Annotated in this window: 19 protein-coding genes; 14 read left to right on the top strand and 5 right to left on the bottom strand. The window is 68.2% G+C overall.

Annotated elements, in window-relative coordinates; genetic code table 11:
• Window positions 1-22: 22 nt before the first annotated feature.
• The 5 genes from DMC61_RS24215 (at window position 23) to DMC61_RS24195 (ending at window position 2,441) form a co-directional block, all read left to right on the top strand.
• A complete protein-coding gene (locus DMC61_RS24215; protein ID WP_125691437.1) occupies window positions 23-418 on the top strand; it encodes a nitroreductase family deazaflavin-dependent oxidoreductase in 396 nt (131 codons plus the stop codon).
• Window positions 419-460: 42 nt separating this feature from the next.
• Window positions 461-856: a MerR family transcriptional regulator gene (locus tag DMC61_RS24210; protein ID WP_125691435.1), complete on the top strand. Its 396-nt coding sequence runs from the start codon at window positions 461-463 to the stop codon at window positions 854-856.
• The gene (gene trxA, locus DMC61_RS24205; protein WP_125691433.1) at window positions 857-1,192 is read left to right on the top strand and encodes a thioredoxin; all 336 of its coding nucleotides are present in this window, start codon (window positions 857-859) and stop codon (window positions 1,190-1,192) included.
• Window positions 1,193-1,345: 153 nt separating this feature from the next.
• Window positions 1,346-1,969 carry a LysE/ArgO family amino acid transporter gene (locus DMC61_RS24200; RefSeq protein WP_125691431.1) on the top strand — a complete coding sequence of 208 codons (624 nt, stop codon included), beginning with the start codon at window positions 1,346-1,348 and terminating at the stop codon, window positions 1,967-1,969.
• A 46-nt stretch (window positions 1,970-2,015) separates the two neighbouring features.
• A complete protein-coding gene (locus tag DMC61_RS24195) occupies window positions 2,016-2,441 on the top strand; it encodes a VOC family protein (protein ID WP_125691429.1) in 426 nt (141 codons plus the stop codon).
• On the opposite strand, the gene DMC61_RS24190 is transcribed toward DMC61_RS24195, so the two are convergent.
• The 5 genes from DMC61_RS24190 to DMC61_RS24170 are packed head-to-tail and all read right to left on the bottom strand — an operon-like array spanning window position 2,438 to window position 6,781.
• Complete coding sequence (locus DMC61_RS24190; protein ID WP_125691427.1) at window positions 2,438-4,201, bottom strand: prolyl oligopeptidase family serine peptidase; 1,764 nt, start codon at window positions 4,199-4,201, stop codon at window positions 2,438-2,440. The genes DMC61_RS24195 and DMC61_RS24190 overlap by 4 nt on opposite strands.
• Window positions 4,202-4,205: 4 nt before the next feature.
• Window positions 4,206-4,646: an SRPBCC domain-containing protein gene (locus tag DMC61_RS24185; protein ID WP_125691425.1), complete on the bottom strand. Its 441-nt coding sequence runs from the start codon at window positions 4,644-4,646 to the stop codon at window positions 4,206-4,208.
• The gene (locus DMC61_RS24180) at window positions 4,643-4,960 is read right to left on the bottom strand and encodes a helix-turn-helix transcriptional regulator (RefSeq protein ID WP_016331347.1); all 318 of its coding nucleotides are present in this window, start codon (window positions 4,958-4,960) and stop codon (window positions 4,643-4,645) included. Before DMC61_RS24180 ends, DMC61_RS24185 begins: the two co-directional genes overlap by 4 nt.
• Window positions 4,961-5,019: 59 nt before the next feature.
• Complete coding sequence (locus DMC61_RS24175) at window positions 5,020-5,718, bottom strand: lysoplasmalogenase family protein (RefSeq protein ID WP_125691423.1); 699 nt, start codon at window positions 5,716-5,718, stop codon at window positions 5,020-5,022.
• Between the two features lie 52 nt (window positions 5,719-5,770).
• Complete coding sequence (locus DMC61_RS24170; RefSeq protein WP_199750085.1) at window positions 5,771-6,781, bottom strand: GlxA family transcriptional regulator; 1,011 nt, start codon at window positions 6,779-6,781, stop codon at window positions 5,771-5,773.
• A 43-nt stretch (window positions 6,782-6,824) separates the two neighbouring features.
• Between DMC61_RS24170 and DMC61_RS24165 the strand changes: the two genes are divergently transcribed.
• From DMC61_RS24165 to DMC61_RS24125, 9 genes are all read left to right on the top strand, one after another.
• On the top strand, window positions 6,825-7,595 hold the full coding sequence (locus DMC61_RS24165) for an NAD(P)H-dependent oxidoreductase (RefSeq protein WP_125691419.1): 771 nt from the start codon (window positions 6,825-6,827) through the stop codon (window positions 7,593-7,595).
• 52 nt (window positions 7,596-7,647) lie between these two features.
• Complete coding sequence (locus DMC61_RS24160; RefSeq protein WP_125691417.1) at window positions 7,648-8,466, top strand: SRPBCC family protein; 819 nt, start codon at window positions 7,648-7,650, stop codon at window positions 8,464-8,466.
• A 68-nt stretch (window positions 8,467-8,534) separates the two neighbouring features.
• Window positions 8,535-9,686: a sensor histidine kinase gene (locus DMC61_RS24155; RefSeq protein WP_063272348.1), complete on the top strand. Its 1,152-nt coding sequence runs from the start codon at window positions 8,535-8,537 to the stop codon at window positions 9,684-9,686.
• Window positions 9,683-10,348 (top strand): response regulator transcription factor, encoded by a 666-nt coding sequence (locus DMC61_RS24150; RefSeq protein ID WP_016331341.1) that lies wholly within the window; start codon window positions 9,683-9,685, stop codon window positions 10,346-10,348. Before DMC61_RS24155 ends, DMC61_RS24150 begins: the two co-directional genes overlap by 4 nt.
• 303 nt (window positions 10,349-10,651) lie before the next feature.
• The gene (locus tag DMC61_RS24145; protein ID WP_037332312.1) at window positions 10,652-12,289 is read left to right on the top strand and encodes an acyl-CoA carboxylase subunit beta; all 1,638 of its coding nucleotides are present in this window, start codon (window positions 10,652-10,654) and stop codon (window positions 12,287-12,289) included.
• The gene (locus DMC61_RS24140) at window positions 12,286-12,504 is read left to right on the top strand and encodes an acyl-CoA carboxylase subunit epsilon (RefSeq protein ID WP_016331339.1); all 219 of its coding nucleotides are present in this window, start codon (window positions 12,286-12,288) and stop codon (window positions 12,502-12,504) included. The genes DMC61_RS24145 and DMC61_RS24140 overlap by 4 nt, the downstream gene beginning before the upstream one ends.
• A gap of 61 nt (window positions 12,505-12,565) precedes the next feature.
• The gene (locus DMC61_RS24135) at window positions 12,566-13,399 is read left to right on the top strand and encodes a helix-turn-helix transcriptional regulator (protein ID WP_125691415.1); all 834 of its coding nucleotides are present in this window, start codon (window positions 12,566-12,568) and stop codon (window positions 13,397-13,399) included.
• Between the two features lie 197 nt (window positions 13,400-13,596).
• Entirely contained in the window at window positions 13,597-13,803 is a 207-nt protein-coding gene (locus DMC61_RS24130; protein ID WP_016331337.1) for a DUF397 domain-containing protein, read from the top strand.
• Window positions 13,800-14,120 (top strand): hypothetical protein, encoded by a 321-nt coding sequence (locus DMC61_RS24125; protein ID WP_016331336.1) that lies wholly within the window; start codon window positions 13,800-13,802, stop codon window positions 14,118-14,120. Before DMC61_RS24130 ends, DMC61_RS24125 begins: the two co-directional genes overlap by 4 nt.
• The last annotated feature ends 67 nt before the right edge of the window (window positions 14,121-14,187 follow it).

Raw genomic sequence — 14,187 nt, 5'->3', positions numbered from 1 at the left:
GAGCGTAGGGCACCCTGGAGCCATGTCCCGCTATCACGAGATCAAGCACCGGGTGGCCACGACGTTCCAGCGCCACATCGGTAACCCGATTCTCGGCAGGCTGCCGAACCAGCCGATCCTGGAGACCACCGGCCGCAAGTCCGGCGAGGCCCGGCGGACCCCGATCGGTGGCCGCCGGGTGGGCCGCGAGTTCTGGATCGTCTCGGAGTTCGGCGAGAAGTCGCAGTATGTCCGCAACATCCAGGCCGATCCGCGGGTCCGCGTCCGGCTCAGGGGCCGCTGGCACACCGGCACGGCGCATCTGCTCCCCGGCGACGACCCCCGCGCGCGTCTCAAGGCCCTGCCCAGGCTCAACAGCGCCGCCGTGCGCGCGATCGGCACGGACCTCCTCACCATCCGGGTCGATCTCGACGACTGAACGTTTGCCTTGACGCCAAGGGCAAGGTTTACGCTCGGGACCATGCGGATCGGCGAACTCGCCGCGCGTACCGGAACCACCACCCGCGCGCTGCGTTTCTATGAGTCACAAGGGCTTCTCGACGCACGGCGCGCGTCGAACGGCTACCGGGAGTACGACGAGGACGACTTCCGGCTGGTGAACGAGATCCTGACCCTGCAAGCGGTGGGGCTCAGTCTGGAGGACACCAGGCCGTTCGTCGAGTGCCTGCGCGCCGGGCACGAGACCGGCGACTCGTGCGCCGATTCGATCGAGGTCTACCAACGCAAACTCGCCGAGGTGGACGCCTGTCTGGCCAGGCTCAACGACGTACGGGACAGCCTGCTGACCAAGCTCGCCGGCGCGCTGAAAACGCCGCCGGGACCGTGCGTCGTCGCGCCGCGAACCGAGGAGGCCTGAGTGTCCCTTTCCGCCGTCACCGACGAAACCTTCCAAGCGCTCGTCCTGGACCAGGACAAGCCCGTCCTGGTGGACTTCTGGGCGCAATGGTGCCCGCCGTGCCACATGATCGCGCCGGTGCTCGAACAGATCGCCGGAGAACGCGCCGGATCGCTGATCATCCGCAAGCTCAACTCCGACGAAAACCCGCTCACGGCCCGGAATTATCAGGTCATGTCGCTGCCGACGCTGATCCTCTTCCGCGACGGGAGTCCTGTGTGGACGACCGTCGGCGCCCGGCCGAAGGCGCGGCTGCTGGCCGACCTGGACGCCGTTCTTCAGCCGTCCCTCTCGTGAGCCGCGAGATAATTGTGTTGCGCGAGCGGCACCCCGCTCGCATCCTTCTCCCATGACATCGACCCGCACCTTCCTGCCGCCGTCCACCGTCGTCCGACGGGTGCGGAAGCAGCAGCAGGCCGGGTCCGGGTGGAGGCCGACACCAGTCCGACCGTGAGCGCCGCGTTCGTCGCGGGCCTGCTCGCCGGGTACGGCATCGCCATCCCGGTGGGCGCGGTCGGGACCTATCTCGTGGTGCTGACGGTCAGGGCGGGCCTCAAGATCGGCGTGTACGCCGCGCTGGGGGTCGCCACGGCCGACGGGCTTTACGCCCTGGTGGCGGTTCTCGGCGGGGGCACGCTGATCCCGGTCATCGAACCGATCACCGTGCCACTGCGCTGGATTTCGGTGGTGGTGCTGCTCGGGCTGGCCGTCCACATCGGATTCACCGGGGTCCGGAACTTCCGCGACTCCGCGAAGGCCGAGGTGACCGACCCGGTCGCGATCGGGCCGGTGAAGGCCTACGTGAGCCTTTTCGGAATCACATTGCTGAACCCGATGACGGTGGTCTACTTCGCGGCACTCGTGCTCGGAAGCAAGGACATGGCCGCGGCGAGCGGAGCGGAACACGTCGTCTTCGTGCTCGCGGCGTTCGCGGCCTCGGCCAGCTGGCAAGTGTTCCTCGCCGGCGGTGGCGCCGTACTCGGCAAGGCGCTGACCGGACGTCGCGGGCGGCTGGCGACCGCGCTGACGTCCAGCGGGCTCATCACCGTGCTCGGCGTTCGCCTTCTTTGGTGACGAATCGAGGACCGTAGGTGTCCTCATCGCTTGCGAGGCTGTGCCCATGACCGAAACCCAGGAACGTCCCGCCTCCCTCCACACCTACCTCGCTTACAACGACGCCCCCAAGGCCCTTCGCTGGCTCGAACGCGCCTTCGGCTTCGAGACCACCACGGAGTACCCCGACGACAAGGGGTTGATCCTGCATTCGGAACTGCGGCGCGGTGAGGTCCGGATCATCGTGTTCAGCGCGGAAGAGGACTACGACCGCCCGGCCCGCAAGGGCGAAACCGTCGGCCACGGCCTCTACGTCAGCCTTCCGACGCAAGAGGCCGTGGACGCCGTCTTCGCTTCCGCCGTCGACGCCGGCGCGACGACGGTCTGGAAGCCGGAGAACACCGAATGGGGCAATTACCGTTGCCGCGTCGACGATCTCGAAGGGTACGAATGGACTTTCGGCACGTACGTCCCCGGCGAGCCGCAGGGTTAGAGCAGCCGCGCGAACCACTCGCGGGTGCGGCGAAGCAGATCCAGCTGGTGCGCCCGCCCGCGGATCGAATGCCCTTCGCCGGGATAGACCACGAAGTCGTGCTCCACACCGAAGTGGCGTAGCGCGCGGTGGAAGAATTCCGCTTGGGACAAGGGGACGTTCGTGTCGTCCGCACCGTGCACGATCAACACGGGGGTCTCGATCTCCGACGCGAAGGAGATCGGGCTGAGCTGATCGTGCCGGTGCGGGCCGGTCCCTTCCCAGCCGATACTCCCGACATGAGCGGCTTCCACCAGCGGGCCGAGTTCGCCGGTCGCGGCGAGCATTCCCCAGTCACAGATCCCGGCGACCATCAGCGCCGCCTTGAATCGGCTGGTCTGCCCGACGGCCCAGGCCGTCATGTATCCGCCGTGACTCCCGCCCGCGATCCCGAGCCGCTCCGGATCGGCCACTCCTTCGGCAATGAGGAGATCGATCCCGGTCTCGAGATCGCTCCATTCCTCCAGGCCTACCCGTTCCGCGACGGAAGCGGCGAATTCATGCCCATGGCCTTGTCCCCCACGGGGATTCGGCAGGAAGACCGCATGCCCTGCCAGGGCCAGCCACTGCGCCGACGGGTACCAGCCGAGCATGAAGCGATCCGCGTACCGGTCATAAGGTCCACTGTGGACCACGGTGACCAGCGAGAATGGACCATCGGCCCGGGTCTTCCCCGGCGGCAGGACGAGCATCCCGTCCAGCGCGAGACCATCGGAAGCCTTATAGGACAGCCGCTCCTGGGAGCCCCACGGAAGTCCGGCGAACTCCGGCGCGGTATCGCTGACTCGGGTCAACGCTTCGCCGATCGATCCACAATGGACATCCTTCGGCCGATACGTGGTGCTCAGCACCGTGACCACGATCTCGCCGTTCGAGGCCAGCGCGTCGGCTTGCCCGCGCCAGAACGCCACTTCGCCTGAGCCGAGCCGATGGAGGGCCGTGTCGAGCCCGTCGGCGACGAGTACCAACGGAGCACCGGAATCGACCTGCGCGAGCCCGATCGGGCAGGCCGATTCCGGCGTCAGGTTCCGGTGCTCCCCCGTTTCCACGGGCACGTCGAAGACCGCCAAGCCACCCACGATTTCCGGAGTCGCGAGATAGGCGACATGCCAGCCGTCGCCGTCCCGCCACCAGACCGGGCTCGCGGTCTCGACCGCGGTCGTCCCGAGCTCACGCCGGTCCCCGGTTTCCAAATCCAGCAAGGTGAGCCGGGGTTCGAGCCCACCGGAATCGAGTTCCGGATTCGGCCACGTCACCACGGCGAGCACCTTGTCGTCCTGACGGCGGGCGACGTCGACGACATGGTCTTCGACCAGTGTCGTGATCTCCCCGGTCCGCCGATCGAAGCTCCGGAGCCGCGCCGGACGGAAGCTCTCGCTCCAGACCCAGATATCCGCGGCCGGCGTCGCGTCCTCGGCGACGAACACGATCCGATCGCGCATCGGGAGGAACGCGGTGATCTCGCTCCCCCAGGTGAACAGCGGCCCGTCCACCGTGTGAATCCGGCCGTCCCGGAGGAAGTAGAGCGAATCCGCCGACCACCGGGGCGCGGAACCTTCGGCCAGCTTCCGGGGCTTTTCGCTCCCGTCGACGGCCGCCAGCCAGATCTCGGGGACGCCCTTCGCGATGGTGTCGACCTGGTAGGCGATCCACCGCCCGTCGGCGGAGAGCGCGGGGTTCGACGGGACACGGCTGTCGACGATCAGTTCAGCGGTCAGCATGTGTTCATACTGTCGACAAAACCTTCCCCAGTGCGTCGAGCCAGCATCCGGTTCCCTGCTCGCGCCAGGCCGGTTCTTCTTGTCCGTCGAGGAAGGCGCCCTGCTCGATCAGCGTCAGGCGGGTGCCGTCCGCCTCGGGTTCGAGCAGCACCGTCGTGAGCGACACGGTCGCGAGGACGTCGTCGGTGGACAAGGTCGTGGAGTAGACGATCCGTTCGCTGTCGACGATGTCCTCGTACCGCGAGTCCGCGATCAGCTTCCGGCCGTCGCCATTGGGACCCGTGGTGATCTCGCGGCCACCGACGCGGAAGTCCAGGGAATGCTCGCCGCCCGGCACGGTGAACCAGCCGGCTTTCGCGGCGGGATCGGCCCAGGCCGCGAAGACGCGTTCGGGCGGAACGGGATAGACGCGCTCGAGGGTGAACGTGGCGTGTTTGACGGTCATGACCTGTTCCCTTCGTCGGAGTTCAGAAAGCCACCAAGACGATCGAGCCGGTGTTCCCAGCCGGTGCGCTGCCCGCCGAGCCACTCCTCGGCCATCCGCAGGCCGTCCGGTTCGAGATGGCAGGTGCGGACGCGCCCCGCCTTCTCCGACCGGACGAGCCCGCTCGCCTCCAGCACCTGGAGGTGCTGCATCACGGCGGGCAGCGACATCGACAGCGGCTGTGCGAGCTCCCCCACCGAGGCGGGTCCCCGGGTGAGGCGCTCGATCATTTCGCGCCGCGTCCCGTCGGACAGCGCCTTGAACACCTGGTCCATCCGTTGGTTAGGCACATGCTTAACTATCCGCCCACGCCGAGCGATAGTCAAGTAAGTGCTTAACTTTCGGCGGTCATCCCCTCGACGAGCAGCCACTGCGACGCCAGGTACGAGGTCAGCACGAAGGTTTCGAGATTGGCCCGCACGCGCTCACTCGTGACGAAGTTGCGTCGGATCAGGATCGCCAGATCCGACGCGGAGAACAGCAGCGCACCGGCGGCGATCCAGGTCCGGCGGTCACCCGACGGGATCACCATCCCGCCCGAGACCTTGGCCTTCGGCGCCAGCACCGGGTCCGCCGCGAGGGTCGACGTCGTGCTCAGCAGACCTCCGTAGACCGAAAGCACCGAAGACACCGGAGACGGCTTCGGCAGCGCCATCGCGACCGCGGCCGACGCCCACGCAGCCAGCCGGGGCGTCGCCGTCGTCGCGCGCGGACGAGCTCCGCGACGCCAGAGCAGCGCGGAGTACAGCACCTGCATCACACCGAACGAGGTCGCACCCTTGATCAGCTCGCGATCCTCGTCGGACCGGCCCATGAAATGGTCACCCGCGCCGGCCGCGATCAACGCGGCGACGAGCAACCCCTTCTCCCCCGGCGCGAGCCCCCGCGAACGCGCGACCCGGGCGGCGAGCACCGGGACCGCGGCGGGTTTCGTCGCGAGTTGCAGCTTCCGATTGCCGGTCCTCGCGGAATACACCGTGCCGATCGCGGCACCGGCGAACAACACGCGTTCGGCGATCTTGAGGGCTTTCACCAACCACCTCCGGAACTTATTTCCGGGTAAGTTACCAGGAGGTTAATCGCCGTCAGACGGCTTCGCGGAAGGTGTTCCGGTACGCGCTCGGGGAGACGCCCAGCGCCGCCTGCAGATGCTGACGCAGCGACGCGGCGGTGCCGAAACCCGCCTCGGCCGCGACCTTGTCCACCGGCAGATCGGTCTCTTCGAGCAGCTGACGGGCCCGTTCGATCCGCTGCTGGGTCAGCCACTGCAACGCCGAGATCCCGACCTCGTCACGGAACCGCCGCGTGAACGTCCTCGTGCTCATCGCCTCTTTCGCCGCCAGCTCGCGCAGGGTCAGCGGCCTGTCGAGGTTCTCCAGCGCCCAGGCCCGCGCCGCCGCCGTCGACGAGGACTGCGGTTCCGGGACCGGCCGCCGGATGAACTGCGCCTGCCCGCCCTCGCGATGCGGCGAGACGACCGTTCCGCGCGCGACCTCGTTCGCGACCGCGGCACCGTGATCGCAGCGGATCATGTGCAGGCAGAGGTCGATCCCGGACGCGACGCCCGCAGCGGTCAGCACGTTCCCGTCGTCGGTGTAGAGCACGTTCGGGTCGAGGGCGACCTTCGGGAACTTCGCCTGGAAGTCCAGAGCCGAACGCCAGTGCGTGGTCGCCTTCCGCCCGTCGAGCAGGCCGGCGGCGGCGAGCACGAAGGCACCCGTGCAGATCGACGCGATCCTGGCCTCCGGCCGAATCAGCTCCAGCGCCCGCGCGAGCGGTTCGGTGAGGTCGTGCCCCGACGGTTCGTATTCGGTGGACGACGCCGGGATGACGACCGTGTCGGCCTCGGCCAGCACCTCCGGGCCGTGCGCGACCGAGATGGTGACGTCGGCGTCGGTCCGGATCTGCCCGGGTTCCGGTGTGCAGGTGACGACTTCGTAGAGCGGCTCACCGTCGGCCGATTTGGCCGTGCCGAACAGCCGGGTGACGATGCCCAGCTCCATCACCAGCATGCCGTGCCGGACCAGCACGGCGACCCGGTGGCGGCCGGGATGCGTGAAAAAGCCCATGGCTCGATTCTTGCACATGTTGTCCATCGGGCCACTCGTTTCGACGGCGGGACCGCGCGACGGTGGAACCATGAACGTGCTGTGGATCTTCGCCCACCCTGAACCCCGTTCCCTTGGCGGCTCACTGCGCGACGAGGGATTACGCATCCTCCGCTCGCAAGGCGCGGACGTCCGGGAATCCGATCTGTACGCGATGAAATGGAAGCCCGTCGTCGACGCCGACGACTTCGGCCGGGCCGCTTCCGCGGATCGGCTCATCGTCGGCTCGACGTCGAAGGACGCCTTCCGGACGGGCGAACTGGGCGAGGACATCCGCGCCGAGCACGAAAAGCTGGCGTGGTCGGACACCGTGATCTTCCAATTCCCGTTGTGGTGGTACGGAATGCCCGCGATCCTCAAGGGCTGGTTCGACCGCGTCTTCGTCAAGGGTTTCGCCTACGGCGTCCAACGCCCCGACGGCCGGACGGCGCGCTACGGCGAAGGAGCGCTGGCCGGGAAGCGCGCCATGGTCGTGCTGACCGCGGGCGCGCCGGAAGCCACCATCGGACCGCGTGGCGTGAACGGCGAGATCGGCGACCTGCTGTTCCCGCTGCAGCACGGAACACTGTGGTACGCGGGCATGTCCGTGTTGCCCCCGTTGACGGTCTGCGGTGCCGACCGCGTTTCGCCCGCGCAATACGAAGTCGCCGCGGAATCGCTGCGCGCACGACTGCGGACGCTGTCCACTCAGGACCCGATCCCGTTCCGCCGCCAGAACGGCGGTGACTACGACAGTGATCTGGTCCTGCGCGAAGACCTGGCTCCGGGACGCAGCGGGATCGGCGTCCACCTCGCCGGTTGACCAAATATTACGTCGCGGTTATATTTCCCTCACGGCACATTAGGAGGTAACCGTGAACGCTCGCGCCCGGTTGGAAACCGTCGGAGAACGTCCGGCGCTGCGGATCGAACGCCGTCTCGCGCATCGGCCGGAACGCGTCTGGCGGGCGATCACCACACCGTCGGAGCTCGCGAACTGGTTCCCCGCCGCGGTCACCGTCGACCTGCGACCGGGCGGGACCATCGAGTTCACCTTCGAAGGCGAAGAGAAGCCGACTGCGGGTGAAGTCCTCGAAGCCGACGAACCCCGCGTCTTCGCGTTCAGCTGGAACGACGACGTGCTGCGCTGGGAGATCATCCCGGAGGGTGACGGCAGCCGTCTGCTGTTCACGAATACGTTCGGCCGGGGCGAACCCGCCATCGCCAGGATCGCCGCGGGCCGCACGGCCGCCGGCTGGGACAGCTGCCTCGTCGCGCTCTCCGCTCTGCTCGACGGCGAGGATCACGAGCCGCCGCAGGACTGGGTCGGCCCGATCGAGGCCTACACCGAGGAATTCGGGCTCGCCGAGGGCGAGGTCCTGGAAACCGACGACGGCAAGGTGATCCGCTTCCGCCGTGATCTGATCTGGAAGCCGCTCGACGAGATTTGGGCCCTTCTCGCGTCCGACAGGGCCGAAGGGACGGTCGTCCGCGAAGAACCGCCGCGACTGCTGGAAATCAGCCTGCCGCGAGGCGGCGTCGTCCGCTGGGAGTTCAGCCACTCCGAGCTCGACGGCACCATGGTCGAGCTGACCCAGACCGTCCCCGCCGGACAGGACGACGTCGTGCCCGAAGCGCTGCGAAGCTGGCGAGAGAGGCTGAAGGAGTTCTTCGCGGCGGCTCACGGGAGCTGATCTCCACCCTGGGGATGACCTCCACCGGACGGACGCGGAAGCGCCGCCCTTCTGGTTGAGTTCGCCGTATGAAACAGCCGTCGGCGCTCTCCCAACGGGTGGCGTACACGATCGACGGGCTACTCGCGCTGGTGCTCGTCGTGGCCGTCGGCGGGAACCTCGCCGCGCGGACCTGGACGTTCCTCGTCGTCATCCCGATGTGGCTCGCCTGGGCGACGGTCGCCGCCAGCGGGATCGCGATCGCGCTACGGCGGCACCGCCCGCTGCTCGCCTACGGTCTCGGCCTGGGCAGCCTCGTCCCGGCGCTGATCGCGGGCAACGGACTGGCCCCGGCCGCGCTCCTGGCCACCGGATGCGCCCTGTACACCGTGGCGCTGGAACACCCGCGGGCCCGCTCGCTGATCGCGATGGGACTCGGGCTGGTCGTCGTCATGGTCTTCGAAGTGTTGCGGCTCGGACCGAACACGATCGCGTCGACGGCCTTCGCGGGCGGCGGGGTCGCGGGCTCGTGGGCGCTGGGCTGGATGACGCGGCAACGACGCGCGAACCTGGCCCAGCTCGCCGAAACCCAGGCCGATCAGGCGGTTTCCGACGAACGGCTGCGCATCGCGCGCGAGATGCACGACGTCGTCGCGCACAGCATGAGCCTGATCGCGGTCAAGGCGGCCGTCGGCAACCACGTCGCGGAGCAACAGCCCGAAGAAGCACGCGAGGCGTTGCGGGTCATCGAACTCACCAGCCGCGAGACCCTCGTCGAACTCCGGCGGATGCTCGGCGTCCTCCGTTCCGGTGACGGGACGCCCGAGGCCGCGCTCGGGCCCGCACCGAAACTCGCCGATCTGCGGACCCTGGCCGAACGCGCCGGACAGGCCGGCGTGCGCGTCGAGCTGACCGGCGAGGCCGTGGACGACCTGCCCGAAGGCGTCGCGCTTTCGGTCTACCGCATCACGCAGGAGGCGGTGACCAACGTCGTGAAGCACGCGGGACCGTCCGCGTGCCGGGTCACGATCACCGAAGGCCCCGGTGAGGTCAGCGTCGAAATCGTCGACGACGGGCGCGGCGAAGGCTCGCCACCCGCCGTGGGCGGGCACGGCTTGATCGGCATGCGCGAACGCGTCGCCGTCTACGGTGGTGACTTCGAGGCGGGCCCGCTGCCCGCCGGGGGATTCCGGGTGTTCGCGCGGCTTCCGTACGCCGCCAAGGAAGTGGGGACACGATGATCCGCGTACTGATCGCCGACGACCAGGCGTTGCTGCGCGGCAGCTTCCGCGTGCTCGTCGACAGCGCGCCGGACCTCGAAGTCGTCGGGGAGGCGAGCGACGGCGCGGAGGCCGCGGAACTCGCCGAGAAGGAACGCCCCGACGTCGTGCTGATGGACGTCCGCATGCCGGAGCTGGACGGCATCGAAGCGACCCGGCGGATCTGCGCGTCGGCCGCCACCGAAGGCGTCCACGTGCTGATGCTGACGACCTTCGACCTCGACGCCTACGTCTATTCGGCCCTGCGCGCGGGCGCGAGCGGCTTCCTGCTGAAGGACACCCCGCCCGCCGAACTGCTGACCGCGATCCGCGTCGTCGCGGCGGGCGAAGGGCTCCTCGCCCCGTCGATCACGCGACGGCTCATCGCGGAGTTCGCCCGGCTGCCCGAACCCGGCCAGCGCGTCGCGGCTTCGCTGGACAACATCACCACGCGCGAACGCGAGGTGCTGAGCCTGATCGCGCGGGGCCTGTCGAACGACGAGATCGCCGGGACCCTGCATCTCGGGCTGGCGACGGTGAAGACGCATATCGGTCATCTCCTGCACAAACTCGCGGCGCGGGACCGGGCGCAGCTCGTGATCGCGGCGTATGAGTCCGGGCTGGTGCGGGCCTCGGTCCAGTGACCGGTTCGGTCCGTGTTCTGGATTAGAGCCAACCGCGTCGCGGCGTGATCGAGGCCGTCACTCGCGTGATCGGACACGTAACTCGCGTGACTGGATGCCGCACTCGGGTGTTACGCCGCTGATCACGCGAGTTACGGCTTCAATCACGCGAGTTCCGATCCGCGTCACCGCCAGGCCTCGGCCCTTCGAACCTCGTGAGTGGCGTTTCGGGTTAGAACACGAAACGCCACTCACGACCACCTGTACCGAGACGTTGCCTACGCCACACGCGAAGTGACCGTCGAGTAGCTAGGCTGCGGTTTCATGAGCAGTGCGACGGAGCCGCTCGGGACGCCGCCCGAGGACGAACCGGACATCCACACGACGGCCGGCAAGCTGGCCGACCTGTACCGCCGGTATGACGAGGCGGTGCACGCGGGTTCCGCGAGGGCGGTGGAGAAACAGCACGCCAAGGGCAAGAAGACCGCTCGCGAGCGGATCGACCTGCTGCTGGACGAGGGCTCCTTCGTCGAGCTCGACGAGCTGGCGAAGCACCGCTCGGTCAACTTCGGCCAGGAGAAGAACCGCCCCTACGGCGACGGCGTCGTCACCGGCTACGGCACCGTCGACGGCCGTCCGGTGTGCGTGTTCAGCCAGGACGTCACCGTCTTCGGCGGTTCACTCGGTGAGGTGTACGGCGAGAAGATCGTCAAGGTGATGGACCTGGCGATCAAGACCGGCCGCCCGATCATCGGCATCAACGAGGGCGGCGGCGCGCGGATCCAGGAAGGCGTCGTCTCGCTCGGCCTGTACGGCGAGATCTTCAACCGCAACGTCAAGGCGTCCGGCGTCATCCCGCAGATCTCGCTGATCATGGGCGCCAACGCGGGCGGGCACGTCTACTCCCCCGCGCTGACCGACTTCGTGGTGATGGTCGACAAGACCTCGCATATGTTCATCACCGGCCCCGACGTCGTGAAGACCGTGACCGGCGAAGAGGTCTCCTTCGAGGAACTCGGTGGCGGGCGCACGCACAACACCCGTTCGGGTGTCGCGCACTACCTCGGCTCCGACGACGAAGACGCCATCGCCTACGTGAAGGAATTGCTCGCGTTCCTCCCGGCGAACAACCTGTCCGAAGCGCCGCTGTTCGAGACCGACTCGGCGCCCGGAGGGTTCTTCGACGACGTCACCGACACCGACCGCGAGCTCGACACGCTGATCCCGGACTCGCCGAACCAGCCGTACGACATGCACGAGGTCATCAACCGCGTCGTCGACGACGGTGACTTCCTCGAGGTGCACGAGCTGTTCGCGCCCAACATCCTGGTCGGCTTCGGCCGGGTGGACGGGCGCAGCGTCGGCATCGTGGCGAACCAGCCGACCCAGTTCGCCGGCTGCCTCGACATCGACGCCTCCGAGAAGGCCGCGCGATTCGTGCGCACCTGCGACGCGTTCAACATCCCGGTGCTGACCTTCGTCGACGTCCCCGGCTTCCTGCCCGGTACCGACCAGGAGTGGAACGGCATCATCCGGCGCGGCGCGAAGCTGATCTACGCCTACGCCGAAGCGACCGTCCCGCTCGTCACCGTCATCACCCGCAAGGCGTACGGCGGCGCGTACGACGTCATGGGGTCGAAGCACCTCGGCGCGGACATCAACCTGGCCTGGCCGACGGCGCAGGTCGCGGTCATGGGCGCGCAGGGCGCGGCGAACATCGTGCACCGCAAGACGCTCGCCGCGGCGGCCGCCGACGGCAAGGACGTCGACGCGCTGCGGGCCGAGCTGATCCAGGAGTACGAAGACACCCTCCTGAACCCGTACGCGGCCGCCGAGCGCGGTTACGTCGACTCGGTGATCGTGCCCGCGCACACCCGCGGCCACGTCGCGAAGGCGCTCTCGCTGCTCCAGGGCAAGCGTGAGTCGCTGCCGCCCAAGAAGCACGGGAACATCCCGCTGTGACCGCGCCCGAAACACCGCTGCTGCGCGTCGTCCGGGGCAACCCGGACGACGCCGAGCTCGCCGCGCTGACCGCCGTCGTCGCGGCGGCGGCCGGTGCGCGGGCACCGGAACCGGCACCGAAACGGGATTCGTGGTGGGCGGACAAGGCTTCGCTCGTGCGGGCCCCGCTCGCTCCCGGAGAGGGCGCCTGGCGCGCTTCGGCGCTTCCTCGCTGAGAGGGGCTCGGCGGGCTATCGTGACATTCCTGCCGACCGCGATCGCCTCAGAAAGCCGTGCGTGACGAACCAGGACCACCTCTCCACCGAGTTGCGCCGTCTGCGCAAGGCCGCCGGGCTGTCCGGTACCGAAGCCGCGAGACTCACCGGCCTCAGTCAGTCGAAGGTGTCGCGGGTCGAGACCGGCGCGTTCATGCCGACCGAGGACCAGGTCGTCGCGCTGTGCCGTGTCTATCGCGCGCCCGCGAAGGTCCGGCGGGAGCTGGTCGCGATCACCCGGGATCTCCGCGAGGAGGCGGCGTCCGCCCGCGTCGTCTTTCAGCGCGGTGCCTGGCGGATGCAGCAGCGCATCGGCAAGATCGAGACGGCCTCCGCCCGCATCCGGAGCTTCCAGCCGACGATCGTGTTCGGCCTGCTCCAGACCCGCGACTACATCACCGCGCTGTTCGGCGACACGCTGCCGGAGGACGAACGCGACCAGACGGTCGAGGCCCGGCTGGAGCGCCAGCGGATCCTCGATTCGAATCGCCGGTTCCATTTCGTGCTCACTGAAGGCGCGCTGCGCTGGAACATGGGCGGCGCGGAGACCATGCTGGCCCAGCTCGGCCACCTCATCGAGATCTCCCGCCGCGATCGTGTCCGGCTCGGCGTGATCCCGTGGACCACCCCGGTGTCGGTCCCCGTCCTCCACGGCTTCGACATCTACGACTCGCGCGCGGTGCTCCTCGGGACGCAGACGGCCACTGCCCTCGTCACGGACGAACGCGAAGTCACCGACTACGAAAAGAACTTCGCCGAGGTCGAGCGCTACGCCACTTACGGCGACGTCGCCTGCGGGCACCTGACGCGCATCGCCGCCGACTACCGACAGCTCGCGGCCGGTTCACTTCGGTGACCTAAGACCCTTGGCCTTATGCACTCCGAGAGTGCATCGTATGTAAAGCAGCTGTCGGTGAAGGTCCCTTTCCGTGCGCCGAACGCGATCATCGGAGCCGCTCACCGACCGATCGGCACAGATCACCCGATCTCGCCAACCTTGCTGCCGCGCAACCCGTCTACTTGCCGAAACAGTCACTGGGGAAAGGCCCTCCTATGACCACCTGGCACGAGAACATGACCGGCTGGCACAAATCGACCTACACGCACTGGGAAGAGAACGCCTGCGTCGAGGTCGGCACCGCGCCCGGCCTGGTGGGCATCCGGGACACCAAGCAGTGGGCGCTGCCGGACGAGACCCGGCCGATCCTGGTGCTCCCGGCCGAGTCCTTCGCCGCGCTCCTCGAACACCTCGGACGATGAACGACGTCGCCGAGCCGTACATGGTCCACGATCCGCGGGAGATGGCGGGCCAGCTGATCAACGGCAACTGGATCGTCGCGCGGTGGGAACACCTCGGCGAGGACGAGGACCTCGACCACTGGACCGCCGTCCTGCGCGGGCACTGCGAGGAACTCGACGTCGATCCGTATGTCATCAACATCCCGCGGAAGAGCCTGACCATCGTCTTCAACGGCGCGCTCCCCGCGCCGACGTTCGAACAGCTGGAGAACTCGATCGCGGCCATCGAGTACCACCGCTTCCTGGAACGCGAGATCGGGCCGAGACCGCTCGACTAGCGGCCGGCCGCAACACCGGCGCCCCCTTGAAGATTCAGTACTGCCTGGCATATATTCCACGTGGAAT

Source organism: Amycolatopsis sp. WAC 04169, assembly GCF_003947535.1.
Taxonomy (GTDB): Bacteria; Actinomycetota; Actinomycetes; order Mycobacteriales; family Pseudonocardiaceae; genus Amycolatopsis; species Amycolatopsis keratiniphila.
Note: the sequence above shows the minus strand (reverse complement) of the source record. Positions and strands in the feature narration are given on the sequence as shown.